This window comes from Pseudomonas sp. S2_B07 (assembly GCF_054668435.1).
Genome location: NZ_CP162769.1, coordinates 5180287 through 5206289 on the forward strand (window position 1 = coordinate 5180287; position 26003 = coordinate 5206289).

Annotated in this window: 29 protein-coding genes; 13 read left to right on the plus strand and 16 right to left on the minus strand. The window is 59.4% G+C overall.

All coding sequences use genetic code 11. From position 1 onward, the window contains the following. The first annotated feature begins 102 nt into the window (after positions 1–102). The 4 genes from AB4N43_RS23880 (at position 103) to AB4N43_RS23895 (ending at position 2693) form a co-directional block, all read left to right on the plus strand. A complete protein-coding gene (locus tag AB4N43_RS23880; protein WP_460152006.1) occupies positions 103–528 on the plus strand; it encodes a YybH family protein in 426 nt (141 codons plus the stop codon). A gap of 67 nt (positions 529–595) precedes the next feature. Then, the gene (locus AB4N43_RS23885) at positions 596–940 is read left to right on the plus strand and encodes a YciI family protein (protein WP_194940643.1); all 345 of its coding nucleotides are present in this window, start codon (positions 596–598) and stop codon (positions 938–940) included. 74 nt (positions 941–1014) lie between these two features. Next, positions 1015–1458: an SRPBCC family protein gene (locus AB4N43_RS23890; protein ID WP_460154226.1), complete on the plus strand. Its 444-nt coding sequence runs from the start codon at positions 1015–1017 to the stop codon at positions 1456–1458. Then, complete coding sequence (locus AB4N43_RS23895; protein WP_027923887.1) at positions 1458–2693, plus strand: RNA polymerase sigma factor; 1236 nt, start codon at positions 1458–1460, stop codon at positions 2691–2693. The genes AB4N43_RS23890 and AB4N43_RS23895 overlap by 1 nt, the downstream gene beginning before the upstream one ends. Positions 2694–2715: 22 nt before the next feature. Here the strand turns inward: AB4N43_RS23895 and AB4N43_RS23900 are convergent, their stop codons facing one another. Then, positions 2716–3570, minus strand: a complete 855-nt coding sequence (locus tag AB4N43_RS23900; RefSeq protein WP_059182283.1) for a LysR family transcriptional regulator — start codon at positions 3568–3570, stop codon at positions 2716–2718. A 90-nt stretch (positions 3571–3660) separates the two neighbouring features. On the opposite strand from AB4N43_RS23900, the gene AB4N43_RS23905 reads away from it, so the two are divergent. Further along, positions 3661–4098: a multidrug/biocide efflux PACE transporter gene (locus AB4N43_RS23905; protein WP_027923889.1), complete on the plus strand. Its 438-nt coding sequence runs from the start codon at positions 3661–3663 to the stop codon at positions 4096–4098. Positions 4099–4326: 228 nt separating this feature from the next. On the opposite strand, the gene AB4N43_RS23910 is transcribed toward AB4N43_RS23905, so the two are convergent. From AB4N43_RS23910 to AB4N43_RS23925, 4 genes are all read right to left on the minus strand, one after another. Continuing rightward, complete coding sequence (locus tag AB4N43_RS23910) at positions 4327–5049, minus strand: TylF/MycF/NovP-related O-methyltransferase (protein ID WP_007946102.1); 723 nt, start codon at positions 5047–5049, stop codon at positions 4327–4329. Continuing rightward, the gene (locus tag AB4N43_RS23915; protein ID WP_027923890.1) at positions 5046–5912 is read right to left on the minus strand and encodes a 2OG-Fe(II) oxygenase family protein; all 867 of its coding nucleotides are present in this window, start codon (positions 5910–5912) and stop codon (positions 5046–5048) included. Before AB4N43_RS23915 ends, AB4N43_RS23910 begins: the two co-directional genes overlap by 4 nt. Before the next feature lie 204 nt (positions 5913–6116). Then, the gene (locus tag AB4N43_RS23920; RefSeq protein WP_027923891.1) at positions 6117–7736 is read right to left on the minus strand and encodes an inorganic phosphate transporter; all 1620 of its coding nucleotides are present in this window, start codon (positions 7734–7736) and stop codon (positions 6117–6119) included. Positions 7737–7901: 165 nt separating this feature from the next. Then, complete coding sequence (locus AB4N43_RS23925; protein WP_027923892.1) at positions 7902–8924, minus strand: transporter; 1023 nt, start codon at positions 8922–8924, stop codon at positions 7902–7904. 318 nt (positions 8925–9242) lie between these two features. On the opposite strand from AB4N43_RS23925, the gene AB4N43_RS23930 reads away from it, so the two are divergent. After that, positions 9243–10865, plus strand: a complete 1623-nt coding sequence (locus AB4N43_RS23930; protein ID WP_460152007.1) for a methyl-accepting chemotaxis protein — start codon at positions 9243–9245, stop codon at positions 10863–10865. A 111-nt stretch (positions 10866–10976) separates the two neighbouring features. Further along, the gene (locus tag AB4N43_RS23935; protein WP_027923894.1) at positions 10977–11414 is read left to right on the plus strand and encodes a hypothetical protein; all 438 of its coding nucleotides are present in this window, start codon (positions 10977–10979) and stop codon (positions 11412–11414) included. Here AB4N43_RS23935 and AB4N43_RS23940 read toward each other — a convergent pair. The 3 genes from AB4N43_RS23940 to AB4N43_RS23950 form a co-directional block, all read right to left on the minus strand. Continuing rightward, positions 11411–12589 carry a GAF domain-containing sensor histidine kinase gene (locus AB4N43_RS23940; protein WP_460152008.1) on the minus strand — a complete coding sequence of 393 codons (1179 nt, stop codon included), beginning with the start codon at positions 12587–12589 and terminating at the stop codon, positions 11411–11413. The two genes, AB4N43_RS23935 and AB4N43_RS23940, sit on opposite strands and share 4 nt — an antisense overlap. A gap of 126 nt (positions 12590–12715) precedes the next feature. Beyond that, positions 12716–13021: a PepSY domain-containing protein gene (locus tag AB4N43_RS23945; RefSeq protein WP_027923896.1), complete on the minus strand. Its 306-nt coding sequence runs from the start codon at positions 13019–13021 to the stop codon at positions 12716–12718. Positions 13022–13174: 153 nt separating this feature from the next. Next, entirely contained in the window at positions 13175–14302 is a 1128-nt protein-coding gene (locus AB4N43_RS23950) for a glycerophosphodiester phosphodiesterase (RefSeq protein WP_027923897.1), read from the minus strand. Between the two features lie 237 nt (positions 14303–14539). Here AB4N43_RS23950 and AB4N43_RS23955 point away from each other — a divergent pair, with 237 nt between their 5' ends. Further along, positions 14540–14866: a DUF2025 family protein gene (locus tag AB4N43_RS23955; RefSeq protein ID WP_027923898.1), complete on the plus strand. Its 327-nt coding sequence runs from the start codon at positions 14540–14542 to the stop codon at positions 14864–14866. A gap of 116 nt (positions 14867–14982) precedes the next feature. Here the strand turns inward: AB4N43_RS23955 and AB4N43_RS23960 are convergent, their stop codons facing one another. Both AB4N43_RS23960 and AB4N43_RS23965 read right to left on the minus strand, forming a co-directional pair. Then, positions 14983–15291, minus strand: a complete 309-nt coding sequence (locus AB4N43_RS23960) for an antibiotic biosynthesis monooxygenase family protein (RefSeq protein WP_027923899.1) — start codon at positions 15289–15291, stop codon at positions 14983–14985. A 5-nt stretch (positions 15292–15296) separates the two neighbouring features. After that, the gene (locus AB4N43_RS23965) at positions 15297–15995 is read right to left on the minus strand and encodes a CTP synthase C-terminal region-related (seleno)protein (RefSeq protein ID WP_460152009.1); all 699 of its coding nucleotides are present in this window, start codon (positions 15993–15995) and stop codon (positions 15297–15299) included. Between the two features lie 15 nt (positions 15996–16010). Between AB4N43_RS23965 and AB4N43_RS23970 the strand changes: the two genes are divergently transcribed. Beyond that, a complete protein-coding gene (locus AB4N43_RS23970) occupies positions 16011–16952 on the plus strand; it encodes a LysR family transcriptional regulator (protein ID WP_194940647.1) in 942 nt (313 codons plus the stop codon). A gap of 7 nt (positions 16953–16959) precedes the next feature. Here the strand turns inward: AB4N43_RS23970 and AB4N43_RS23975 are convergent, their stop codons facing one another. Next, positions 16960–17493 (minus strand): DUF1003 domain-containing protein, encoded by a 534-nt coding sequence (locus AB4N43_RS23975; RefSeq protein ID WP_027923902.1) that lies wholly within the window; start codon positions 17491–17493, stop codon positions 16960–16962. 120 nt (positions 17494–17613) lie between these two features. Further along, the gene (locus AB4N43_RS23980) at positions 17614–18231 is read right to left on the minus strand and encodes a TetR/AcrR family transcriptional regulator (RefSeq protein WP_027923903.1); all 618 of its coding nucleotides are present in this window, start codon (positions 18229–18231) and stop codon (positions 17614–17616) included. A 214-nt stretch (positions 18232–18445) separates the two neighbouring features. On the opposite strand from AB4N43_RS23980, the gene AB4N43_RS23985 reads away from it, so the two are divergent. Together AB4N43_RS23985 and AB4N43_RS23990 are read left to right on the plus strand one after the other, a co-directional pair. After that, positions 18446–19522 (plus strand): MBL fold metallo-hydrolase, encoded by a 1077-nt coding sequence (locus AB4N43_RS23985; RefSeq protein ID WP_194940648.1) that lies wholly within the window; start codon positions 18446–18448, stop codon positions 19520–19522. 113 nt (positions 19523–19635) lie between these two features. Further along, positions 19636–21165, plus strand: a complete 1530-nt coding sequence (locus AB4N43_RS23990; RefSeq protein ID WP_460152010.1) for an amidase family protein — start codon at positions 19636–19638, stop codon at positions 21163–21165. 43 nt (positions 21166–21208) lie between these two features. Here the strand turns inward: AB4N43_RS23990 and AB4N43_RS23995 are convergent, their stop codons facing one another. The 3 genes from AB4N43_RS23995 to AB4N43_RS24005 form a co-directional block, all read right to left on the minus strand. After that, the gene (locus AB4N43_RS23995) at positions 21209–21481 is read right to left on the minus strand and encodes an XRE family transcriptional regulator (RefSeq protein ID WP_155953731.1); all 273 of its coding nucleotides are present in this window, start codon (positions 21479–21481) and stop codon (positions 21209–21211) included. 11 nt (positions 21482–21492) lie between these two features. Next, entirely contained in the window at positions 21493–21810 is a 318-nt protein-coding gene (locus tag AB4N43_RS24000) for a helix-turn-helix domain-containing protein (protein WP_027923907.1), read from the minus strand. Positions 21811–21904: 94 nt separating this feature from the next. Further along, positions 21905–22672: an AraC family transcriptional regulator gene (locus AB4N43_RS24005; RefSeq protein WP_410922884.1), complete on the minus strand. Its 768-nt coding sequence runs from the start codon at positions 22670–22672 to the stop codon at positions 21905–21907. A 112-nt stretch (positions 22673–22784) separates the two neighbouring features. Here AB4N43_RS24005 and AB4N43_RS24010 point away from each other — a divergent pair, with 112 nt between their 5' ends. Both AB4N43_RS24010 and AB4N43_RS24015 read left to right on the plus strand, forming a co-directional pair. After that, complete coding sequence (locus AB4N43_RS24010) at positions 22785–23600, plus strand: sulfite exporter TauE/SafE family protein (RefSeq protein WP_460152011.1); 816 nt, start codon at positions 22785–22787, stop codon at positions 23598–23600. Between the two features lie 101 nt (positions 23601–23701). After that, the gene (locus tag AB4N43_RS24015) at positions 23702–24874 is read left to right on the plus strand and encodes a hypothetical protein (RefSeq protein ID WP_027923910.1); all 1173 of its coding nucleotides are present in this window, start codon (positions 23702–23704) and stop codon (positions 24872–24874) included. On the opposite strand, the gene AB4N43_RS24020 is transcribed toward AB4N43_RS24015, so the two are convergent. Continuing rightward, on the minus strand, positions 24860–25864 hold the full coding sequence (locus AB4N43_RS24020) for a hypothetical protein (RefSeq protein WP_460152012.1): 1005 nt from the start codon (positions 25862–25864) through the stop codon (positions 24860–24862). The genes AB4N43_RS24015 and AB4N43_RS24020 overlap by 15 nt on opposite strands. Between the last annotated feature and the right edge of the window lie 139 nt (positions 25865–26003).

Sequence of the window (26003 nt, forward strand, 5' to 3'; positions counted from 1 at the left end):
CTAGCGAGTTTGCGCCGATGGATTATTTTTATTTCGACTGTCGATTTGGCTTTTTGCCAAACGACTAAGGGTGTCTTCACACAAAAAACACGGAGAACCACCATGAGTGCCACTCACGAAATCGAGACCCTGATCAACACTTATCGCCAGGCCGTCATCTCCAAGGATGTCGACGAAATCATGGCCCTGTATGCCGAGGACATCGTCTCCTACGACGCGGTCAAAGCCTTGCAATTTCGTGGCAAAACCGCCTACCGCGCGCATTGGCTGGAGTGCATGGAAATGTGCCAGGGCCCGCATAAGTTCGACTTCGCTCACATGAACATCTTGGCGGACGAGCACATCGCCTTCGCCCATTGGCTGGCCCATTGTGGCGGCACCAACGACAAGGGTGAAACCCAGGCCTGCTGGATGCGCGTGACCGCTTGCTACCGTCGCGACGCCGGGCAATGGCGGATTGTCCACGAACACTGGTCGGCCCCGTTCGACATGGCCAGTGGCGCTGCGCTGTTCAATCTGGAGCCCTGATCGTCGGGAATTTCGCCAACGCGTCAATCTGCAGCCATAGTTGATCCGTTCGATTCAGGAGAGCCACATGAAATACCTATGCCTGGTCTACAGCAACGAGCACACCTTGCACTCGCTGCCCGAGAGCCCGAACGACGCCGAGTGCATGGCCTACGCCGAGTCGATCCAGAGCGGCGGCCGGATGCTCGCGGCCGAGGCACTGGAGTCGGTGCAGACCGCCACCACCGTGCGCATGCGTAACGGCAAGATGTCGATCACCGACGGTCCGTTCGCCGAAACCAAGGAGCAGTTGGCCGGCTTCTACCTGATCGATGCCAAGGACCTCAATGAAGCGCTCCAGGTCGCCGGCAACATCCCGGCGGCCCGGGTCGGCTGCGTCGAGGTGCGTCCCGTTCGTCAGTTGAATCCTTGAATAACAACAACCAAAAAGGAGTTGTGCATGAGCCCGCAATCAGCTGAAAAAAGTCTGCCGAGTTCGAGTTATCCATCAGCCGCCTGATCGACGCGCCACGCCAGAAGATCTTCCGCGCCTGGACCGAGCCGACCTTGCTCGCCCAATGGTGGGGGCCGCACGGCATGACCACGCCAGAGTGTGAAATGGACCTGTGGGTCGGCGGCCAGTTTCGCACCTTGATGCGCGCCCCGGACGGCAGCGAGTACCCAACGATGGGCGTGTTTCTGGAGATTGTCGCGCCTGAGCGGCTGGTGTTCACCGACGCGTTTATCCCAGGCTGGATTCCGTCGGGCAAACCGTTCATGGCGGCCGAAGTGACGCTCGAAGAGCGGGACGGCAAAACCCTGTACACCGCGCGTGCCATGCATTGGTCCCAAGAGGATCACCAGGCCCACGAAGCCATGGGGTTTCATGACGGCTGGGGGCAAAGCCTTGATCGCCTGGAAACGCTGGTGACCGAAGGCATGCCGGACTGATGCCTGGCGAGGCGGTGCAGGCCCGGGTCGAGCAGGTTTACCGCGAAGACTCGCGGCGGATCCTGGCGACGCTGATCCGCTTGCTCGGCGATTTCGACCTCGCCGAAGAGGCCCTGCACGAGGCCTTTTTCATCGCGGTCGAACGCTGGCAGCGTGACGGCGTGCCGGCCAATCCGCGCGCCTGGCTGGTGTCCACCGGGCGCTTCAAGGCCATCGATGCCTTGCGTCGGCGCACGCGTTTTATTGCTTCGCAACCGATGCTGATCGCGCAGCTGGAGGCGCTGGAGCAGGCCGACTGGAGTGACGAAGACGTGGAAGACGATCGCCTGCGCCTGATCTTCACCTGCTGTCACCCGGCACTCGCCTCCGACGCTCAGGTGCCACTGACCTTGCGCGAAGTCTGCGACCTGACCACCGAAGAAATCGCCCGGGCGTTCCTGTCGGCGCCGGCCACCATCGCTCAACGCATCGTGCGGGCGAAGGCAAAAATCCGTGATGCGAAAATCCCTTATCAAGTGCCGACGCTGGCGGAACTGCCCGAGCGCCTCGACAGCGTGCTGCGGGTGATTTACCTGGTGTTCAACGAGGGTTACTCGGCGTCCATCGGCGCTGAAGTGACGCGCGAAGACCTGACGCGCGAGGCGATCCGGCTGGGGCGATTGTTGCTGGAGTTGCTGCCGGAGCCGGAGGTCATGGGCTTGCTGGCGATGATGTTGCTGCACGAATCACGACGCCAGGCCCGGACGTCGGCGACCGGCGAGTTGATCCTGCTGGATGAGCAGGACCGCTCGTTGTGGGACGCCGGGATGATCGCCGAGGGCTGCGCCTTGGTCGAACAGGCGCTGACCCGGCAGCGCTTCGGGCCTTATTGCCTGCAAGCGGCCATTGCGGCGGTGCATGCCGAGGCCGCGACACCGCAGGACACCGATTGGCTGCAGATTGTCGGTCTGTATGACCTGCTGTTGCGGGTGGTGCCGTCGCCGGTGATCGAGTTGAACCGGGCGGCAGCGATCTCCAGGCGCGATGGACCGTTGGCGGGTTTGGCCCTGGTTGAAGCGATTCTGGATCGAGGTGAATTGCAGGACTACCACCTGGCGCATTCGGCGCGGGCGGAGTTTTGTCGGCAGTTGGGCAGGGTGGAGGAGGCGCGGGCGGCGTATGAGCGAGCCTTGGAGTTGACCCAGCAAATGCCGGAGCGGCGGTTTCTTGAAGCGCGGATCAAGGCGTTGGAGTGATGTGATCTGGAGGGCCCCATCGCTATTCCAGCATCTTGTGCAACAACCAACTCCCCGCCGGCCCCGGTGGATGCTGGCGCGACCACAGCGCATCGACAAACACTGGTTTCGGCCAGCCGCGCACTTTCAGTTCCTGTAACGACCCCGGCCCAAACCGCTCCACCAGCCAGCGCGGCAACGGCGCCCAGCCAAAGCCACCCTGAGCCATTTCCAGCAGCATCAAATAACTCGGCGCCGACCACACACGCCCCTTCGCCCGGCTTTCATACGGATTGACGATGGTCGCCAGGCGCAATTCCCGGTGCTGTTGCAGGACATCCTGATCAATATGATGAAGCGCCGCCAATGGATGCGCCGGGGAGACGAACAACGCAATTTCCGTGCGCTCCTCAACCGTCGAACTCACCAGATCCGGCGGATAACTGTCCTGCATTTCGGCGAACGCCACCTGCGCCCGCCCCCGTTGCACCAGCGCAATCAAGTCATCGCATTCAGCAATCAGGCACTCAAGCTCCAGGTCCGGATAACGCTGTTCAAACGCACCCAGCGCCGCTTCGAAGCGGTCGGATTGATAGGTATCGGAAATCGCCACGGTCAGTTTCGGCTCGACGCCTTGTGACAACTGGCTGGCGGTCATTTCCAGGCGGCTGGTGGCGGCCAGGATCTCCTCGGCCCGTTGCAGCATCACGTGCCCGGCCGGGGTCAGGCTGGGTTTACGACTGCTGCGGTCGAACAGGACCAGATTCAAATCGATTTCAAGACTGGCCACCGCCGCACTGATGGTCGACTGGCTACGGCCCAGCTTGCGCGCCGCTGCGGAAAACGAGCCTTGAGTCGCCGCCTGGACAAACGCCAGCAACACTTCGTGAGAGGCCATGAACTATCGCCTTGATCGATGGTTATTGGTTATGAAGTATCGATGTGATGAAGGATCATGGCAACCACAGTCACTCAGAGGAACCTGGCCATGAGCGCCAACAAATCCATCACTGAACGTATTTTCCAAGCCGTTGGTTTCGAACTGCTGGCCATCCTGATCTGTACCCCGTTACTGGCCTGGATCATGGACAAACCGCTGCTCGACATGGGCATGGTCACCCTGTTCATTGCAGCCCTGGCCCTGGCCTGGAACGTGGTCTTCAACGGCCTGTTCGACCGTGTGCTCAAGCACTACAAAATGGCGCATAACGCGTGGGTCCGGGTGGTCCATGCGCTGTTGTTTGAAGGTGGTCTGGTTGCCTTTGGTGTGCCGCTGATTGCCTGGTGGCTGAAGATCGGCCTGTGGGAAGCGTTCCTGCTCGACATCGGTGTGCTGCTGTTTTTCCTGCCGTACACCTACCTTTACCACTGGGTGTATGACGTGGTGCGGGAGCGGTTGGTGACGCGCACTGTTTGCGAAGGATGAATAACGCGGTCGGAGGGGGGATGTATGAAGTGGACGGCAAGCAGCGGTCGCGGGTCAGAGGGTTTATGGACTGGCTGGGTGATCCAGCCCATAACCTGAAGGAGATTATGTGCAGGAGTGAGCTTGCTCGCGATGGCGGTGGTTCAGTCAACAGTAATGTTGAATGTGATGGCCTCATCGCGAGCAAGCTCGCTCCCACAGGGTTTTGTGTCAGCCTCGGGGTATGCGTTAGACGTGGAAGTAGCCCACGCACGAATCAAACGGCAAACGCTTCAGCTCGATCTTGTTCAGGTCCAGCACTTCGCGCAGGGCTTTGGTTTCGCCCGGGAAGTTGCGGTAAGCCACTTCGTCCAGCACCACGATCGCGCCTTTTGGCATGTACGGCAGGAAGGTTTCCAGCGCGACTTTGGTCGATTCGTACAGGTCGGTGTCGAGGATCAGCATGGCCACGACCAGGTCAGGACGGGTCTTGACCCACTCCGGCACGGTCTTGACGATGTCGCCCTTGACCAGTTCGCAACGCGGGATGCGGTTGACCGGGCGCAGCAGGTCATTGGCGTCGATCATGTCCTGGATCAGCGATTGGTCGGTGTCGGAGAACATGGTCTCGTTGACGTCGGCCGGGTCTTCTTTCTTGTCGATGCTCTGGAAGCCTTCAAAGGTGTCGAAGCCGATGATCGAACGGTTGATCGCGTACGGTTCCAGGATCATCGACAAGTGCATGTACAGCATCAGCGAGTTGCCCTTGTACACGCCGCACTCGATGATCGCGCCCGGTACTTCAGCGACTTTCTTGAACAGTTCCATGCGCGACAGGGCAGCGGTAACGCCGATGCGGTTGGCGAACACGAACGGGGCGTCGGCCACGTATTCGGCATCGACCCGTTTCAGAACGTTGGCACGGGTTTCGTTGTACTGGGCCTCGGCAGGCGTGATGCGACGCTTGGTCATTGCTGGATTCCTTGGAAATTCGAGAAGTCGTGGGCGTGGAAATAATCTTTGAAACCGGCGCCGACGTCAGGGCAGGCGCTGTCGACGTTGATTGCGCCACGCTTGTGCTTGAGGTCATCGAGGTGCATCAGGCGGAAATCCACGCTGAAGCGGGTTTGATCGGTGTGGTTGGCGACCGTGCCGTGCAAGTGCGAGCCGGAGAAAATCAGCATCTCACCGGTGTTGCCGGCGATGCGCACTTCAGACGCGGTATTGATCGCCTCCAGTGGCACCGGGTGCACGCGGACTTCCTCCTTGAGGTTGTCCTTGGCCTTGTGCCGCTGGTTGCTGATCCAGTCGTTGAGGCTCCATTCGCTGGAGGTGTTCTTCACCGGCACGTCGAAGTAACCGGCATTGATCATCATGGTCTGGTCGGGGCGAATGGTGTGCACCGGCATCCAGGTGTTGATCTGGCAATCGACGCTGCCGTACCACGTGTCGCGGTGCGGTTTGTAGGCGTAGCTGACGCCGGCGTGCAGGTAATCATAGTTGGGCACCACGCGAATGCGCGGTACGTCGAAAATGTACTCGCGCGGGTCGACGCCGATCTCGTCGATAAACGACAGGATCAGGTCCTTGGCGCGCTGGCTGTTGGTGAACTGGCCCTTGAGGCGTGTTACCAACACCACGAATTCTTCCACCGGCATCAGCGTGTGCAGGGCCTGGTGGTTGGTCTCGCCGTCGAAAGCGGCGGTGATGCTTTCCTGAGCAAATGCACACAGCTCTTTGGCCGCGCGCAGCTGAGTGTTCAGGAAGATGTCGCCGGCGTAGATGGCTTCTTTGAAGTCAGCTTTTTGCTGAAGCTGATTGATATACAGATTCACGATCCCACTCCTGAATGCATCGAGTCTCTTAAGAATCGGCAACACGTTAGCAAACTGAAGTGCTAACGGGCGGGTAGTGGATCAATAAATGCGTAATCGCCTGTATTTGCGACGAAATGCTTTTTACCCGGCAAAAAAAATCCCTGTAGCCGCTGGCGCAGCCTGCGTCCGGCTGCGCCAGCGGCTACAGGGGGTTGTGTCGATTTAGAACAGTTTGGTGAACAACCAGTACAGGCTGCCCGACAACATGATCGCCGCGGGCAAGGTCAGCACCCAGGCCATCAGCAGGTTGCGGATGGTTTTCATCTGCAAACCGCCGCCGTTGGCGACCATGCTCCCGGCCACACCCGACGACAACACATGGGTGGTCGACACCGGCAGGCCGAACATATCCGCCGCGCCAATCGTCAGCATCGCCACGGTTTCCGCCGAGGCGCCCTGGGCGTAGGTCAGGTGGGTCTTGCCGATCTTCTCGCCAACCGTCACCACGATGCGCTTCCAGCCGACCATGGTGCCCAGGCCCAAAGCAATCGCCACGGCGATTTTCACCCACAACGGAATGAAACGCGTCGAGTTGTCGATCTGCTGCTTGAACAGTTGCAGTTTGCCGCTGGTGTCGGCGTCGAAATTACCGACTTTGTTCTTGTCCATCAGGCGAATGGTTTCGCTGGTCAGGTACATGTCGTTGCGCACGTTGCCCACGGCCTCGGCCGGCACTTTGGACAGCGAGCCGTAACCCTTGACCTGGGCGCCGATGCTGCCGGTGAGGGCGGCGAGTGCCGGGATCAGCTGCGGCGTGGCTTCCTTGCTGCGCACGTATTCGGACAGCACCGGACGCGGGTCGGCCGGGGCCGGTTGTGGCGCCGCCTTGACCAGCGCTTGCTGGGTCACTTCTGCTACGGCGGCGAACTGCAGCGCCTGGTCGGCCGGCATGGTGCGGTTCAGCGCATAGGCCATGGGCAGCGTGCCGACCAGGATCAACATGATCAGGCCCATGCCTTTCTGGCCGTCGTTGGAACCGTGGGCGAACGAGACACCGGTGCAGGTCACGATCAACATCCCGCGAATCCACCACGGCGGTGGCGTGTTGCCGACCGGCGCCTTGTACAGCGCCCGATTCTTGACGAACGCACGCAAGGCCAGCAGCAACAGCGCGGCAAAGCCGAAGCCCACAAGCGGCGACAACAGCAACGCGTAGCCGATCTTGGTCGCCTGCGCCCAATCCACACCGCTGGTGCCGTCGTGACCGTGCATCAGGGCATTGGCCACGCCGACGCCGATAATCGAACCGATCAAGGTGTGCGACGACGAGGCCGGCAAGCCCAGCCACCAAGTGCCGAGGTTCCACAGGATCGCCGCGATCAACAGGGCGAAGATCATGGCGAAACCGGCGGAGGAACCGACTTGCAGAATCAGCTCCACGGGCAGCAGGGCGATGATGCCGAACGCCACCGCACCGCTGGACAGCAGCACGCCGAGGAAGTTGAAGAAGCCGGACCACGCCACCGCGAAGTTCGGCGGCATCGAGTTGGTGTAAATCACCGTGGCCACCGCGTTGGCGGTGTCGTGGAAACCGTTGACGAATTCAAAGCCCAGCGCGATCAGCAGTGCTACGCCCAACAGCAGAAACGGGGTCCAAGTGGTGACCACCGTACCGAGTTCGCTCATGTCGTGCATCAGGCTGTAAGCGGTGAACAATAGCCCGCTGGCCAGCACCCCGAAAAACACCACGAGGGTAAGCAGGCTAGGCTTTTTATCGAGTTGAGGTTTGGCGCTACGGACAGCGGATGCCTGAGTATCGGCGGGGTAGGAAGGCGTAGCCATAACGAACAATCCTGATGAGGGAGGTGTATCAGGGATAGTCGTTGCTAATTGTTACAGAGAGACTGCGTCAGATCAGGGTTTAGGGTTTTTGCTATTCCGTTAATCAGAATTCCCCCGCAACCTGTAGCAGCAGGCTTCGCCAGCTGCTGCAGGTTGCGGGGAGACTTAGTAATCCTGGCGCTTGCGAAACGCCCAGCGTCCGGCCAGCACGGTAAAGGTTGCGACCAGTGCCACCAGGATCCAGAACCCTTCCGGGTCGCCGGACAGAGGGATGCCGCCGACGTTCATGCCAAAGAAACCGGCAATGATGTTGATCGGCAACGCCAGCACCGTCACCACCGTCAGCGTAAACAGCGTGCGGTTGCTCTGCTCGTTGAGGTTGGCGGCGATTTCTTCTTGCAGCAGTTTGATCCGCTCACCCAGCGCCGTGAGGTCGTTGATGATCAGTGCAAACTCCTCGGTGGACTTGCGCAGCTCCTTGACGTCCTCCTTCTGCAGCCATTGCGGTGGCCGATTGAGCAAGCGCAGCAACGACCCCGGCTCCAGCGCCAGCAGGCGTTGCAGACGCACCAGCACGCGGCGGTTGGCACCCAGTTCGGCGCGGTTGGTCGACAGCCGCGACGACAACAGTTCATCTTCGATCTGATCCACACTCAAGCTGGTCTTGCGCACGATTTGCGTCAGCACCTCGCCCTGATCGCGCAGCAAATGCACAAGCAACTCCAGCGGCGATCGAAAACATTCACCGGCCTTCACCGAAGAGCGCAGCTTGTCCACCGAGTGCAGCGGTTGCAGACGGGCACTGATGATCAGCCGACTGCGGGCGCACACCCACAGGGTCGAGACATCCGAGGAGACCATGCTGCTGAGGTTGAACACCACGTCGTTGACCACCGCCAGCAAGGCTGAATCCACATGTTCGATGCGCGTCGAACGCGAGCCTTCGTGCAGCGCCTCGAAAAATTCCTCCGGCAATTCCAGATGACTTTTCATCCAGCGCTCGCACGCGGCGTGCGCCAGGTTCAGGTGCAGCCAGAGGAATTCTTGGCTGTCGTCGGGTTGTTGCAGGTATTGCAGCGCTTTGGCCGAATCGATCTCGCGACCACGTTCACCGGGGCGAAAACTGAAACCGTAGAGCAGGCCGAACAGGTCCGTGTCGCGATGGCTTTGGTCGATGCTGTGGTTCATGAGTGCTCGCAAGGGGGCGCTATCGCTCTATGTAGCAGCTGGCGAAGCCTGCGGCTGCAGGGTCGAGTTGTGGCGGGTTTACAGGTTCACCTGAGCCGCATCATCGCAAGGATTCTTGACGGTTGTGTGACGGATCAATGAAGGCCAAATAGTGGCTCTACCGACGGTCGGATTGGATTAAAGAACCGCTCTGGCACGCCGATCTCGCTTACGTTAACGTGCGCGCCTTTGGCCACGAGCCAAGTCGCAGACAGGGACGTCCGGACACCTTTCACGCCATGTCACGGCGTGTCTCACCCCTGTCATGAGTATCACTCGATGCTGCAAAAATCCCTGAGAGCACAAATCCTCGCCTTGTTGAGCGGCAGCCTGCTGGCGATGTTGCTGATCGCTTTGGCTTGCTTTCATTTCCTGTCCAGCGGTGTTCAGAGCTACGCGAACCTGATTGACGGCCCGCTGCACACTTCCCAGTTGATCGATGAAGCCAACCTGCAATTCAAGGTGCAGGTTCAGGAATGGAAAAACGTCCTGCTGCGCGGCAAGCAACCGGCGGACCTGGACAAATACTGGAAGCAATACGAAGACCGTCAGCGCGATGTGCAAAGCATCCTCGGTGAACTGGCCGGGCAGAAGGGCATCGAGCCGCAACTCAAGACCCGCATCGAACGCCTGCGTGATGAACACCGCTTGCTGGGCACTGCCTATCAAAAGGGTCGCGATGCCTACGTCGCAGCCGGTGCCGACCCGACTGCTGGCGATACCGCTGTGAAAGGCGTGGACCGCGCGGCCAGTGATCAGATGAGCGAACTGGTTGTCGAACTGCGCAAACAGGGCGCCGAGCAGTCGAAGCTAATCAGTGCCGACGCTGACCGCACCGTGTTGCTGGGGATCATCGTGATGCTCGCCTCGGGCTTGCTGATCGGTCTGTTGAGCCTGTGGCTGGTCAACCGCAATCTGGTTGAACCGATTCGCAAACTGATCGACTACGTGGCGCAACTCAGCCAGGGCAAATTCGCCGATCGCGTGGCCAGCACCCGTCAGGATGAGCTGGGCAAACTGGCGGTCGCCGCCAATACCCTGCGCGATTTCCTCGCCGACACCTTCAGCCATTTGCAGCGCAGCGCCAAGGACCTCGACAGCGCCAGCGGCGAACTGAACGCCATCGCCAGCCAGATGGCGGGTGGCACCAACGAGCAGTTCAACCGCACTGATCAGGTGGCCACGGCGATGAATGAAATGTCCGCGACCGCGCAAGAAGTTGCGCGTCACGCCGCCGACGCCGCACGCGCTGCCGACGACGCTGACCAGTCCGCGCAACAGGGCGAAAAAGTCATGCAGGGCACCATCCATACCATCACCCAGATGCGCGGTGAAATCTCCAACACCGCCACGGTCATTCGTCAGCTGGAAACCGACAGCGGCCGCATCGGCAAGGTGCTGGAAGTGATTCGCGGCATCGCCGAACAGACCAACCTGCTGGCGCTCAACGCCGCCATCGAAGCGGCCCGTGCCGGTGAAGCCGGGCGCGGTTTTGCGGTGGTCGCCGATGAAGTGCGCAGCCTGGCCCAGCGCACGGCGGCGTCGATCATCGAGATCAACCAGATCATTCAGACCGTGCAAACCGGCGCGGTGGACGCGGCCCAGGCGATTGAAAGCGGGCAGTCACGCAGTGAAGAAAGCGTGCAGCAAGTGACCGAGGCCGGCGCCATGCTGGAGCGGATCACCCAGGCCGTCGAAGCGATTCGCGACATGAACCGCCAGATCGCCACCGCTGCCGAAGAGCAGACCTCGGTGGCCGAGGACATCTCGCGCAACCTTACCGAGATCACCAGCATCGCCAGTACCAATCTGGACAACGTGCAACGCACCGAAGCGGCAAGCCACAACCTGCACGGGGTGTCGTCGCAGTTGAATGAAGTGACGGCGCGTTTGAGCGCGTAAGACCGACGGCTGTGTACCGGCTCGCTTACCGAGTCGGTACACAGTCGATCTCAAGTGCGGCCGGGCCATGTCGATGTGGGAGATACCCAAATCCCACACTGGATACATCCCATGGTCAGCATCACCTCTGTCTCGATCAACCAGACCCTCACCACCTCCACCAGCAAAACCGCGATCAGCGATCCCGCCGCCGACACCTCCGTCACCGCCACTACCGAGACGCCTTCCGACGACAGCAAAGTGGCCGCCGGTGGCGCTCCCGCGTCGAGCGACAGCAGTTCCAGCAGCAGCGAAGAATCCGATGCGGTGAAAGCCTTGCGCAAGCAAATCGCCGAACTGCAAAAGCAGATGCAGGAACAACAGCAACAGCTGCAAGCAGCCCAGGCAAAACAGGAAGATGCCGACGCCAAAGCCGCTGATGTCGCGGCGGCTCAGTCGCAGGTGGCGACCACCTCAGGTTCGTTGCAGACAGCAACGGCGGCGTTGTTGCAGGCGTTGCAGGACGCTGATTCCAGCACGTCGGGTTCGCTGGTCAGTACCAGCGCCTAAGCCTGCACAGGCAGTGTGAAGGTAAACGTCGTGCCCTGTAGCGCGGTCGAAACCACGTCCAGTTTTCCACCGTGGGACTGCGCAATCTGACTGGCAATGTACAAGCCCAATCCGAGGCCGGTCTGCGGCGTATCGCTGGCCGGTCGCGAGTAGGGGCGGAACAGGTAGGTCAATGCGTTCTCGGCAATCAGCCCCTGATTTTTTACGCTCAGGAGGAAGTGCCTGTCCTTGATCTGCGCATTGACCTCGACAGGACCTTGGGGATCGCCGTGGATTACCGCATTCGCCACCAGATTGGACAGCAACTGGGCGACCCGCTCGCGGTCGCACGGGACATTGTGCAAATCGCCGATGGAAGAGGATATGACGCGGTCCGGGTGAACACTCTGGACCTCGGAAATCACATGCCGTAAAGCCGCGCCCAGATCCGCGCAGGGTTTGATGTTCACCGGAATGCCGCTGCCAAAGGAGCCACGGGCAAAATCCAGCACGTCATCGACCAGTCGGGTGGCGCGTCGGGCGCTGGTGAGGATATGCCGGGCCCGTTGCTGATTCGCTGGCTCAGGCAGTTTTCGCAGGAGCATTTCGGCACCGGCACTGATCGCGAACAACGGGTTGCGCAGGTCATGGCCGAGCACGGCGATGAACTGTTCGCGCAATTGCGAGGTTTCACGTTCCTGCTTGAGTGCCGCTTCGGTGTGCTGCTGGTTTTCTTCGGCTTCGATTTGCAGCGCCAGCATCCGGGCGAAGGATTCCATGGTGCTCTGGATCGTGCTGGATGTGAGCGGTGCAGGGTGGGGATCAAGTGCGCAAATGGTGCCGAAAAAGCGTCCGTCGGTGCGGAAGATCGGCACTGAGATGTAGCTTTCAAACTGGTAAATACGCGGCGTGTGGTGACTGTGGTAGAGCGGGTCTTCACTGGCCTTGTCGATCACCACCGACTGGTGGGCCTGACGAATTTCGTGGCACAGGGTCGTGGCCACCTCCAGCTCACCGCCGACCTGCAAGCCAAAATCCAGTTGATCGAGCACGGCGCAAGCGGTCCAGGAATTCTCCGTCACGCGCGCCACCGCGCAGAAACGCAGGCCCGTCAACTCGCGGATGACCTGGAGAATCGCCGGCACCGCGCTGATCCGACCGATCGTGGCGATGTCTGCTGCCGCTGTTTGCCCCATATCGATCAATCCCTGCGAGAACACCGTGGACCGATTCTATCGGGCTGGCGGCGCGTTGGCTCGCGCTGAATTCGGGACGTAAAAAAGCCGCACGATTTGGAGATCGTGCGGCTTTATCAGTTCGGGTTACTTGTCCTGTTTGTTGCTCAGGACTTTGCCGGTCGCAGCATCGAAATCGACGTCCCATTCCGTGCCGTCAGCCAGACGCAGTTCAACTTCGTATTCGTAGCCGTTGAAGTGGTTGTCCAGGTCCGTGTCGGTGATGGTCGCACCCGGATGCAGTTTCAGCGCTGCCTGGTTCAGTTCTTCCAGCGGCTTGATCTTGCCGCTCTTGACCAGTTCATGGATCTGATCGACGCGAACATCAGCCTGGGCCAGGCCAGCAGTGAGGGTCAGGGCAGCGGCGGTGAACAGGGCCGTCAATGTTTTCATGAAGTTCTTTCCTTGGGTTGTTCTGTTTAAGTGGCGCCAGATTAACTATGGCAACTTAATTCATCCTTAATTCCAGAAAGCCACCACCCACAAGTGCTGCCCCATTCCTGTGGGAGCGTGGCTTGCCCGCGATAGCCGCACCGCGGTCCCGAATCAATACCCGTTATTCTGCAGCAACTGCGCAACCGTCCCCGCCGCCGGCCGCTTATAGAACTTCAACAACTCACTGGCCCGGTTAGTAAAGACCCCATCCACCCCGGCATCCATCACCTTCTGGTAATCCACCGCATCATCAATGGTGTACACGTGCACCAACAAACCCTGATCGTGGGTGAACTGGTTCATCCACGGCTGCACCAGGTCCGAATAGCTCTGATCGCCACCCTGGGTCAGTGCGGCGGAAGGGCCGGTGCCGATAGCGCCCTGGGCCTTGGCGTACTCGACCCATTGCTGAAATTCAGCTTTGTCTTTCGGTTCCTGCCTGGCGTAATAAGTGGCTTTGTCCTTGTCGCCAGATTCAGCGAACGTCACTTTGGATTTCGGCTCGATGCTGCCTTCGCCGACCCACAGCAGCAGGATCTTCGGCACTTTCGGCATTTCTTTTTGCAGCAGTTCCAGGCTGCTCTTCTCGAAGGTCTGCAGCACGACCTTGCCTTTGCCCTGGCCGACCGCCAGATCACTTTTCCCCAGTTTCGAACCGGCCGGGCTCAGCCAGCCTCGGTCCTGCAACTTGTCCTTGAGGTCGCGCTCGATGCCGGGGAATTGCTTCGGCTCTTTGGTCTCGATGTACAAGCCCGGCTTGTGCAGCGGGTTGCCTTGGGCGATGTCGATGATCTCGTCCAGCGTCAGGATTTTCAGCCCGGCGTAGGACGGACGCGCGCGATCCGGGTAAGCCGTGTTGAACCAACTGCCGGCGTCGAGGGTTTTCAGCTCGGCCATGGTGAACGCGTTGGCCGGGCTGTTCTTGCGATCCGGGAACCGGGTGGCGACGTCGGTGGTGCGTTGCAGGTTGTTGTCGTGCAGGGCAAACAGCACGCCGTCCTTGCTGCGTTGCAGGTCCATTTCCAGGTAATCGGCGCCCAGGTCGCGGGCCAGTTTATAGGCGGCCGCGGTGGACTCGGGGGCATCGAACGACGCGCCGCGGTGGGCGATTACCGCCGGGTGCGGAATGCCCAAACGGCTGGCCAGAGCGGTCGGGCTGGGCTCGCTGGCGGCCTGTGCCTGGCCGAGGCCGAGCATCAGGCTCAGCAGCAGGGCGCTTTTGGTGAAGGTAACCGGCATGTCGAGATCCTTTCGCAGAGAGATTTTCAAAGACGTCCCTTTTAACAACTGAGCGCCGCTCGCGCTATCGCCAGACCGACATAAACGTGTTTAAAGCTCATTTTTTCAGCGCCGGTGTGCGCTGCTTTGCAGTACTCTTGGCCGCGGCAGTTTCCCCGGCAGAGGGAAACCCGCGTCGATTTCCTTGCGTGTAAACCATCGATCACCGGTCGTTAACGACCTTTTTGTGAGGTTTATATGCGCATCACTTCCGAACTCATCTGCCAGGCTGCCGACCAACTCAACGGCTTCGTCGGCCTCAATCGCAAGACGGGTCATTACATCGTTCGATTCAGCGAAGACGCGTTCGGCATGGACGTGGCCGATGACGGCATCATTCCGGTGAGCGAGTTTGTCTGGGCGCCAGGGCCGGGGCCGGTCATGACGCTCAAGCGTGAGTTGATTCAGTTGCTGCTGGATCAGAATATTGATGACCGCATCAACATCACCGAGCCGTTGCGGGTGTATATGCAGCGGCGGGACGTGCCGCAGATTGCGGCGGTGCGGAGTCTTGTCCGGGGTTGAAGGTTTGCGGAGCCTTGGCTGGCCTCATCGCAAGCAGGCTCACTCCTACAGTTGAAACGCGTTCCCCTGTAGGAGTGAGCCTGCTCGCGATGGCGTCCAAAAGGACACCACAACGCTCAGAGCTGAAACCGATAATCCCGCTCAACCCTGCACACCCGCGTCTGACACTCCGCATACCACGTCGACCGCCCACGCTCACGAATCTGACTGTGCTCGGGATGATGTTTCCACGCCAGAATCGCCGCTTCACTGGCCCAATACGAAACCGTAATCCCGAGCCCATCCTCGCCCCGAGCCGATTCCACACCCAGAAACCCCGGCTGCTCACGAGCCAGTTCCACCATGCGTTCGGCGGCCTCGGCGTAACCGTGATCACCTTCAGTGCGCCGGGAGGTGAAAATCACCGCGTAGTAAGGCGTCGTCATGGTTTCTACCTCACACAAGCCTTGATGAAAGCGCGGACCAGCGGCGGCAGAACGCCCTTGAGCGCTGCACGTTCCGGCTGGAACAACGTGGCGACAAAGTACGGATGTCCCTTGAGCTCAACCGCCCGCAAGTCCCCCTGGGAATCATGGCCAACGGCGTGCAGCTGCTGGACCAATAGCGCTCGTTCAAACTCAGGATTCACACCGAAGCGACAGCGATAGCCTTCGCGTATGGCAGTCGTTTCGTACGCCTTGGCGATCAACGAACCTACAGCCAGATGAATGCTGTCCACCGCTTCCACCAGCGAACAGGTCAGCGGGGTCAGAAGCGCCCGTGCGGCATCAGGATGCGTCTCGCCGTGTTCGGCATCTTCCCAGCCCAACACATGGCGGGCGTACTCCAAAACCGCATGTTGAAACCCGCCACAGGTGCCGAGGAACGGCCGTTGCTGCTCTCGGGCAAAGCGGATCGCCCGTAACGCCCCGTCCATGTCTCGATAAGGACTCCCGGGCACGCACCAGAAACCCTCGAAACCTTGCAGCGGTGTGTCGGCGTTGATCTGGTCAGTGGCCAGCCACTGGAATTGCACGTCCAGCTTCAACTCTTCGGCAGCCATGCCAAGGGCGACGGGAATGGCTTGGTGGGCGGTGATTTGAGGGTCGTAGTCGCCGATCAGGGCGATGCGGATTAAGGGGGTTTCCATGAGTGCTCTCTCGGCTTGTTGATTCCTGGCAGCCACTATAGATTGGCGTTCACGCACTCAATATTGGCGTTATCCCAAATGATCAATGCAGCGACGCACTATCGGCTGGACTATCCCGACCTGGCCCTGATCCTCGCGCTGGTGCGTGGCGGTTCGCTGTCCAGGGCTTCGAACTTGCTGAAAGTCGACGTTTCAACGGTGTTTCGCGCCGTCCGCCGACTGGAAGCGGCATTGGGGCAACAACTGTTCGAAAAGAGCCGCGCCGGGTATTTGCCGACGACGCTCGCGCAAACCTTGGCCGAGCAGGCCGAGCGCGCAGAACAAGCGTTGGACGCGGCGCGAATCGGGGTGGAGCAGGGCGGGGAAGTCATCAGCGGCACCGTTCGCCTGACCTGCACCGATTCGGTCCTGCAAGGGTTGCTGCTGCCGGCGCTGGCGCAGTTCATGCCGTCCTACCCGGCACTAACCATTGAGCTGAGCACCTCCAACGACTTCGCCAACCTCAGCCGCCGCGATGCTGACATCGCGTTGCGCCTGACGCGCACACCGCCCGAGCATTTGGTTGGTCGACGTCTGGCGGACATTTCCTATCGGGTGTGCGCCAGTCAGCGGTATCTGAAGTCTGTCGACCCTGAAGATTTGGCTTCGCTGACCTGGATCGCGCCTGACGATTTCCTGCCTGACCATCCCACCGTTGCCTGGCGGCGTCAGCACTTGCCGGGCGTCACGCCGGCCTATCGCTGCAACAGTATGCTGTCAGTGACCGAGCTGGTGCGGGCCGGGTTAGGGGTGGCGGCCTTGCCGGACTTTTTGATCGGCGACACGTTGCAGCCACTGACCGCTCCTCTGGACGGTTACGACACCGCGCTCTGGCTGCTGACCCGTCCAGACTGCCGCGCATTGCGCTCTGTGGTGACGCTGTTTGATGAGTTGGGGCAGGCGCTGCGATTGCCTTGAGCGCGCGTTAAACCTTGGGCGGCTCTTTGCGCACGAAGTGCTGATGCATTTCCGAGGTCAGGTTTTCAATGCGCTCGGTGAGGGTCTTGGTCATCTCGGTGAGCCGGGTGTTTTGTTCGAGCAACTCCATCAATTGCGCGTTGTTTTTTGCAGCTTCGGCCTGACGTTCGCTGTTGGCCACGGCGATGGCCTCACGGTGTTGCGCATCGGCATCGGATTGCGCTTTGTCACGCGCCGCCTGACGGGTCTGGGCCAGCAGAATCAGTGGGGCGGCGTAAGCCGCTTGCAGGCTGAACGCCAGGTTGAGCAGGATGAACGGGTAGACGTCGAAATGGGTCACGCCAAAGATATTGAGGCATATCCACACCGCCACGATCAGCGTCTGCGCCCCGAGAAAGGTCGGCGTGCCGAAGAACCGCGCGAAGGCTTCGGCGCGCAGGGCAAATTTGTCGTTGCCGAAAGTAGGCGCGAGGTGGGCGTGAGCGCGATGGAAGCGTAAATGATCGACGACGGGTTTTTTATCAGCGGTTGGGGTGGTCATGATGCTCTCTGCATGGCGCTGGGACTGACGCTCACTATAGCCCCCACGCCAGTTTCATTCTGAAACACATCGCACTGATTTATTGAGCGCCGAGCCCTGCAGAGGAAGGGCGGGACCGTGTCATTTTTCGCAGACCTGATAACAGGCCAGAAACATGTCCAGCGCCGACTCCACCACGGTGGTCTGCATCTGCGGTGACAGCCCCGGCAACCCCATGGAAATCTGTGGCCAGAACGCAAAGGACTTGAGCATCCCCTGAATCTGTTGGGCGGCAAACGCGGGGTCGACCGGTTTCAATCGACCATCGGCCTGTGCCGTGCGAATCCACACGGTCAGGTCTTCTTCACGCTGGCCCATTCTGGCGACCATGTTCTGCGCACGCTCGGGCGAATGAATCGTGGCGGCGATGGCCACCCGCGCCAGGTCGAGAAAATTGTCATCGCCGAGCGTCTGCATTTTCGCCTGCAACATCACGCGCATCTGGTCGCGCAAGGGCAGGTCAGGGCGGTAGGACGTTTCCTGATCTGACAGTACCCGCGCCCACAATTGATTGAGGATTTCGGCAAACAACTCTTCCTTGCTCGGGAAGTGGTTGTACACCGTGCGCTTCGACACGCCGGCAGTGGCGGCAATCTTGTCCATGCTGGTGATATCGAAACCGTTGGCACGGAATTCGACAATCGCCGCCTGGATAATGGCTGCACGTTTTCGGTCGGTGAGGCGCTGTGGAGCTGTCATAAGTACGCTTCGGCAGGAGGCAAAGGAAAGTTACACTCGGTAGTTTACTTGTCATCGGCTTTGATGCAACCTAGAAACTACACTGTGCAGTGTAACGTTTTGTTAATCCTGCCCAGCGAAAAATAGATCTCCGGCTGATGCGTGCGTGCTTTGGCCATTTATCGTCCCACCGTGAAGAACTGCCATCTTGCGGTTTTTCTGGAGTCACTCAGTCATGGCCACTTCTACTTCCGCTGCGGATAACGCCCCTACGCCTGAAGCTTCCCATCAGGCACAAGGGCGCTTTCAAAACCATGTGCCCGTGCAACGTGAAGGCGTTCACAAAATGCTGCGCATCATGTGGAGCATGATCTTCCACAAACCGCGCAATAGCCGCCCAGCGGCCTCAGTGCCGGTACAAGCCCTGACCCAGGCGGCGTTGATCGCAGCGCCCAACCACAGCGTCTACCGCCTCGGCCACTCCACCGTCCTGCTGAAGCTGCGGGACAAATTCTGGATCACCGACCCGGTCTTCGCCGAGCGCGCTTCACCCGTGCAATGGGCCGGCCCCAAGCGCTTCCACCAGCCGCCGATCAGCCTGGAAGAATTGCCGCCGATTGAAGCGGTGATCCTGTCTCACGATCACTACGACCACCTCGACTATCGCGCGGTACTCAAACTGGCGGACAAGGCCAAGTACTTCCTTACCCCGCTGGGCGTCGGCGACACGCTGATCAAATGGGGCGTGGAGGCCGGCAAAGTGCGCCAACTCGATTGGTGGCAGGGCACTGAGGTCGACGGCATCCAGTTCATCGCCACCCCTTCACAACACTTTTCCGGGCGCGGTTTGTTCGACGGCAACAGCACCCTTTGGGCCTCGTGGGTGATGATCGACGGCGACACTCGGGTCTACTTCAGCGGCGACAGCGGCTATTTCGACGGCTTCAAACGCATCGGCGAACAGTACGGCCCGTTCGACCTGACGCTGATGGAAACCGGCGCCTACAACGTTGAATGGCCGCACATTCACATGCAGCCGGAAGAAACCCTGCAGGCACACATCGACCTCAAAGGACGCTGGCTACTGCCCATTCACAACGGCACCTTCGACTTGTCGATGCACCCCTGGTTCGAGCCCTTCGACCGGATTTTGGCGTTGGCCTGGGAGCGCAATGTGTCGATCACTACGCCGCAAATGGGCGAGGCGTTTAACATCATGTACCCACAGCGAGGGGCCGCATGGTGGTCGGAAATGGAAAGTACGGTGAAGGAAGAAGGGCGTTTGGCTTGTAGCGGCTACAAGTCAGGGTGACGTTTCCTACATTGACAGCTCCTTGTAACTGACAGCCGTTTCCTACGTATTCGGTAGGCTGTGCGGTGGGTGAAATGACTCGCCCGTGATTAGCCATAACAAGGATGCTGTAAATGAAGGACATTTTAAAAAACCGCATGACGGCGCTGGCGCAGATCATTCTGCTATCGGTCTCCGGGCCTGCATTGGCAGACAACAATGCCTCCGTCACTGCCCAGCCGCTCGAATATGCGAGCGTCAGCGAGCTCACCGAGCGAATGGCGCGTAACGAACTCACCTCTGTCGCCCTGGTGGAATATTTGCAGGCGCGTATTCACACGCTGGATAAGCAAGGGCCGTCGATCAACGCGATTATCGAGCTCAACCCCCAGGCCATCGACATTGCCAGCGCCTTGGACCAGGAGCGTCAGGACGGAAAAGTGCGTGGCCCGCTGCACGGCATCCCCGTTCTGCTCAAGGACAACATCGACACGGCGGACCAGATGCAAACGAGCGCGGGTTCTTTGGCCATGGTCGGTCAGCCTGCTGCGAACGACGCGTTTGTGGTCCAACAGCTGCGTGACGCAGGTGCCGTCATTCTCGGCAAAACCAACATGAGCGAATGGGCTTACGTCCGGGAAATGGGCTTGCCCCACGGTTGGAGTGGCCGAGGTGGCCAAGGTAAAAATCCCCACGTGTTGAACGGCGAAATCTGCGGTTCCAGCTCGGGTTCAGCCGCCGGTGTTGCCGCCGGTTTCGCACCGTTGGCCATGGGGACCGAAACCAACGGTTCCATCGCGTGCCCTGCTTCGGCCAATGGCGTGGTGGGCGTGAAGCCTACGTTGGGTCTGTTCAGCCGATCGGGCATCATTCCCATCACACGTCTGCAAGACACGCCGGGCTCCCTCTCTCGGACCGTCCGCGATGCCGCGCTGATGTTCAATGCCCTGCAAGGCGTTGACGCCAGTGACCCGGTCACCCGCGATGCCCCCGTCGGCGTTGACTACACCGCGCTGCTTACCACCGACGCGCTGCAAGGCAAAAGAATCGGTTACCCGACTGAGTACGTCGGCACGAACGGCACTGTTCTTCGACCTGGTTTTGAATTCCTGATGGCCCTGGCCACACTGGAAGAGCAAGGCGCGACCCTGGTGCCGTTGACACTTCGACTGCCTGATATCGATGGCTACTTCAACGCCCTCATGGCAGGCATGAAACATGAACTGCCCGAGTACCTGGCCAGTCGTTCAGGCTTGCCGATTCAGACGCTTCAACAGTTGATCGACTTCAACGAACTTAACCCGGGCGCCGAAGGCTACGGGCAGCAAATGCTGAACGACATCAACGAACTGGACATGACCCCCTCGCAGGCCGCCGAGATGTTCGGCATCCTCAATGCCAGTTTCAAGGCTGCCATTGATGAGCAAATGACTGAACATCACCTGGACGCATTGTTCGCCGATGCCGATGGCTACTCGCAATTCAGCGCCGCCGTCGCCGGTTACCCCGCCATTACCGTCCCGTCGGGCATGAGCAGTGATGGGCAGCCGACGTCTGTGTTCTTTTTCGGCCAGCGCTGGAGTGAACCCCAACTGCTGGCGCTGGCTTACAGCTATGAGCAAGCATCGTTAGAAGGCCAGAATCCGGCTTTTGAAGAGCAGTAGGGTCTCAACGGGGACGGTCATTTCAGCGTGATCAAGTCAGGCATCAGAACGCCTGATCCTCCACCGTCGGGCCGCTCGCCATGGAGCGGCCCACAATCTTCGCCACTGTCAGATCGCGAACGTTCCCACCGAGAATTTCATCCAGCTCCCCGGCTGACAGCCCCAGCCTTTGCGCCGCTTCCGCCTTGCCCAACTGACCGATATCCAGCAGCATGCCAATCTTCATGAGGTATTCGGCCTTTGCCCTCATCTGCCCCGCATCGATATCACCCAAAGACGGATGACCGCGCCTGTCGCATTCATTGATTCCATTCATCTGCTGACTCCTCACTCAACCATCGCGTAGTCCGCCCGACCCACCGGATCAGGCGTCGACCCTTTCACATTCATCCCTCGACCCGGCGCAAATCCGGGGAAGAACACCAGGCCTTCCGATTCAAACCGATACGCCAACGCCAGCCGGGTGACATCCAGCACATCGCGTTCGGCCTCGAATCGCACAATGGCGTCCACGGAGACACCGGATTCCTCCGAAAGCTCTTCCACGCTCCAACCCAGCATCGCTCGGGCCTGGGCGCAATGGGCCGGGGTGAATTGGAAAAGGGCGATACGTTCCAGGGTGATTTTCATCGCAATAGAGGCCATGGTGTTCTCCGGGCTCGAGAGTGCTAATCCAAAAAAGTACTGTTGTTTTGTACAGTTGTTTTGCGCCCGGATCAAACTCATTTTTTGATTTTTGCTATGTCGCCCCCTCCATCCAGACGGACGGTGCTTGCCCCAATAGGCGGCGAAACATGGTCGAGAATGCCGCAGGGCTGTCATAACCGAAATCCAGCGCAATCCGCGTCACCGGCGTCCCCGCCGCCAACCGCGCCAGGGCCAACACCACACAGGCCCGCTGGCGCCATTGGCTGAAACTGAGGCCAGTCTGCTGGCGGAACAGCCGATTGAACGTGCGCAAGCTGATGTGCAATTGATCGGCCCATTGCTGCGGCGATTGATGCGCATCGGGCCGCTGCAAAAAGCCTTGGCACAACCCCAGCAACCGCGCATCGACCGGTAAAGGAATGTGCAGCGGCAAGTGAGCACTGCGCGCCAGTTCATGCAGCAGCAAGTCGATCAGCGCGCCATCGCGCCTGGCCTCGTCGTACACCAGTGGGATCTCCACCGCCTCCATCAACAAGTGCCGCATCAACGGCGACACATTGATCACCTGGCAACGCGACCCCAGGTGAACCGCACCAGGTTCGATGTACAAACTGCATGTGCTGACCCCCAGCATCAACACCTCATGCGCCACCCCCGCCGGAATCCACACCGCCCGCTGTGGCGGCACCACCCAATTGCCGTCATGCGTGCTGACCTGCATCACCCCGGTGGCGCCATACAACAACTGCGCCCGCCGATGTGTATGACGAGGCAACACATGGCCGTGGGAATAATCCGTGCCGATCGCCACCACCGGGCGAGGCGTGTCATCCAGTAGATCAATCGAAACATTGCGCATCGAGCGGCTTCCAGCAGTTGGCGTAAACGCGAACATTATTGGCTGACTTGCTGAAGCAGGCCAAGGCGCATCGCTCTATCGTCGACCGCTCTCAATCAACGGACGACGCGCAATGTTTTATCTCCTGCTGGCATTTTTCGGGTGCATGACTGGCGTCACTGCGGTGTTGTTCGGTTTTGGCGGCGGCTTCGTCGTCGTGCCATTGCTTTATCGCATGCTCATGGCTAGCCATGGCGCCGACGATCCCATAGGCCAATCGGCGATGCACATTGCCGTAGCGACTTCGACCTGTGTGATGATCGTCAACGCATTGATCGCCACCGGCAAACACCGTCGCGCCGGTAATCTCATTCGTCATTATTTGTGGCCGCTGGGCGGGTTCATCGGCCTGGGCGCAATCCTCGGAGCGCTCGCCGCGATGTGGGTAAGTGGTGAGGTGATTCGTTATGCCTTCATCGCGTACCTGGGCGTGACCATTGTGGATTGCCTGTTCCGACGTGGTTTTCTGACAGCGTCCGACACCGCAATCCCACGACGATTGGGGAGGGCAGAAGTGTCGGGTGGTGGCGCAGGAATCGGCGTGATCGCAACGTTTCTCGGCGTGGGTGGCAGCGTCATGACCGTACCGTTGTTGCGACGGTGCGGGCTGAGCATGAGTCAGGCGACGTCCATGGCCAATCCGTTGAGCCTGCCGGTGGCGTTGGCCGGGACGCTGACTTACATGGCGATGGCGGGGTTTGCTGAGTTTGATCTGGGGCCGTGGTTTATAGGCTATGTGGATCTGCTGGCGTTTGCGGTGTTGACGATGGGATCGTTGGTGGGGATTCGGTTGGCCACACCGTGGATCGGGCGGATACCGGATCGGGTGCATGCGCAGGTCTATGTGGGGTTGCTGGTGTTGGTGATGGTCAGCATGTGCCTGAGCTGATCGTTATCAAGTCAGCTTTTTATCGATTCTCGAACACGGGTTCGCCATAATCCGCCGCTCTTTCTTGCGAGCCAATACTCGCTGCATTCAAGGATGATTTGATGTTTAAAGGACTGTTTCGTCTTGCTGGCATTGTCGTATTGGTGTGCTCCACGTTTTCTACGATGTTGTGGGCCGACAGCGGCAGGCAGGTCTATACCGGGACTCTGGGAAAAATGCCGATTGTGCTGGAGGTGAGCGCCGATGGCAGTGAGGGTCGTTACTTTTACCAAAAGTACCGCAAGGACTTGGTGCTTAGTGGCTCAAAGGAAGGAAAAGCACTTGTGCTGGAAGAGGGTGACCAGCGATATGGAGAGCACAAACCTTTTCCGACAATTCGCTTACAACCAAAGTCCAGCGGCTGGTCCGGAGAATGGACTAGCCCTAAAGGCAAAGTCTTGAAGATTGATCTGCAGCCAGCGAACCTTCCTCAGATTCCCGCTGACACCTTGCCCTATCTCGCCAGGCTTCACGACAAGGCGCCTTATGAATACCTACGCTTGCAGGGTATGAAGCTTACACAAGGCAAGACTGAAACCTTCATGGGTTACACGCTGCAATGGTGGCGCGACCCACAATCTAAAGCCGAGCTGTTTGAAGTGGTTTCGGGCTACAACGCTGAGGAGCGTAAGCGTATCAATCAGCAATTGATGGGCCGTTTGTGGCAGGAGGTTGTGGGGTATTACGGATGCTTCGCTAACTACGCTGACGCCTACTACGCACAGACGAGCCAGCCTCTGTGGATGACGCCGAACGTCATGAGCGTCCGTGTCTCAACCGAGTACTTCTGTGGCGGTGCTTACCCGGATCAGGTCAATGACTCACTCAACCTGGATGCTAAAACGGGCCAATCTCTGACGCTTGATGACGTGCTGTGGGTGGGACAGGGAAAACCGCTGCACTACGAGGAAAACTACGACGCCTACATTTCTTCGTCTGAGTCATTCAGTGCCTATTCTGATTACCGCGGCAAAGAGCTGGCGCCGTGGCTGGTGGCTCAATTGCTTAATCTCTATCCCAATCAAATGACGGTCACGCCAGAAGGGGACGACGACTGCGACTACGATGACGAGGACCGCTGGAGTTTTCCTTCCTGGTATTTCACCGAGCAGGGGATCAAGTTAGATCCGTCCTTTCCTCACGTGGCCGCAGTGTGTGGAAATGTGGGCTGGGGTGTCCTGCCGTATAGCCTGATCAAGCAACACCCCGGCGGCGTTGCGCTACAGCTGCCCTGATTGCGTACCCGCCAACCCCGGCGCTTCCCGAATATTAAAGTGATCCAGGTTCTCGATATTCGCACTGAACACCCCGAACGTCTGCTCGGGGTTTTTCTTGCTTGGCACCTGCTTCAACTCCGGCGTCACGCCATAAAAGAAGCAATACAAATCCTTGCCGCTCTCGATGGCGTGCTTGATCTCTTCCAGAAACGCTTTGCGCTTGCGGTAGTTGTCGATCAGCTTCTTGCTCAAGTAAACGTTGACTGAATACGGCTTCTTCTTCGCCTCATCCGCCTGCTTGAACCAGACCTTCTGTTCGAAATCGATGCGAAAGCTCTGGGTGTAATCCTTGATCTCCTTGATCTTGCCCCAGTAAATCAGCCCCTTGTTGTCCGTCAGGTATTCGATCTTCTTGAAGAACGACCCATAAGGCGCCGTGTGCTCGCCAATCTTCAGCGGCATGCGCTTGAGCAGGTCCTTGTCCTCGAAGTTCGACACAAAACACTCCACCGGGTGGGCGAAGACACTGGTCTTGTCGGGTGCTGATTCGCGGGTCGGGTGTTCTGTGTGATGGTCCGCCGAAATGGTTTTCGGGATGTCTCGAACTTCATCCGCCGTCCCCGCCGGGTTCGATGGTTGACGCACATACTGACGCCGAGTCAGCAACAACTCCGACGGGAAATGCTCCTCGCGACTGTCATCCGTTTCCGCACCGTCCGCGTCCACACCAGACGCCGAGGCTTTGAGACTGGCATAAGGACAATCTGCCATGTGCCGGGTGCCGGGGGTGTTCTTGAAGTGCGGGGTGCGGACGTAATTCACGTTTTTGGCGTTGAAGGTTGTCAGCACATTGGCCGCATCGAACGCCAAGCGACAGGCATCGTTGGGGCACTGGAAGTGCTCTTTGGCGGAGTCGAACGCCATGGTTTCGTCGAAATTCAGATCGCGCACGTCATAGATCGACAGCTTGTCGTCGAGGCTGAGGCAATAGGCGAGGTCGAATTTCATGGCAGGCTCGGGTCCTTGAGTGGGGAAGGGTATTAATAGCGGGAGCTGCGGCGGGTTGCACTGACTGTTTTCCAGATAAAGTTGGATGTGCTGAACATCGGTCTAAACTCTGAGCCTCAATTGTGCTCCGCAGCGAGGC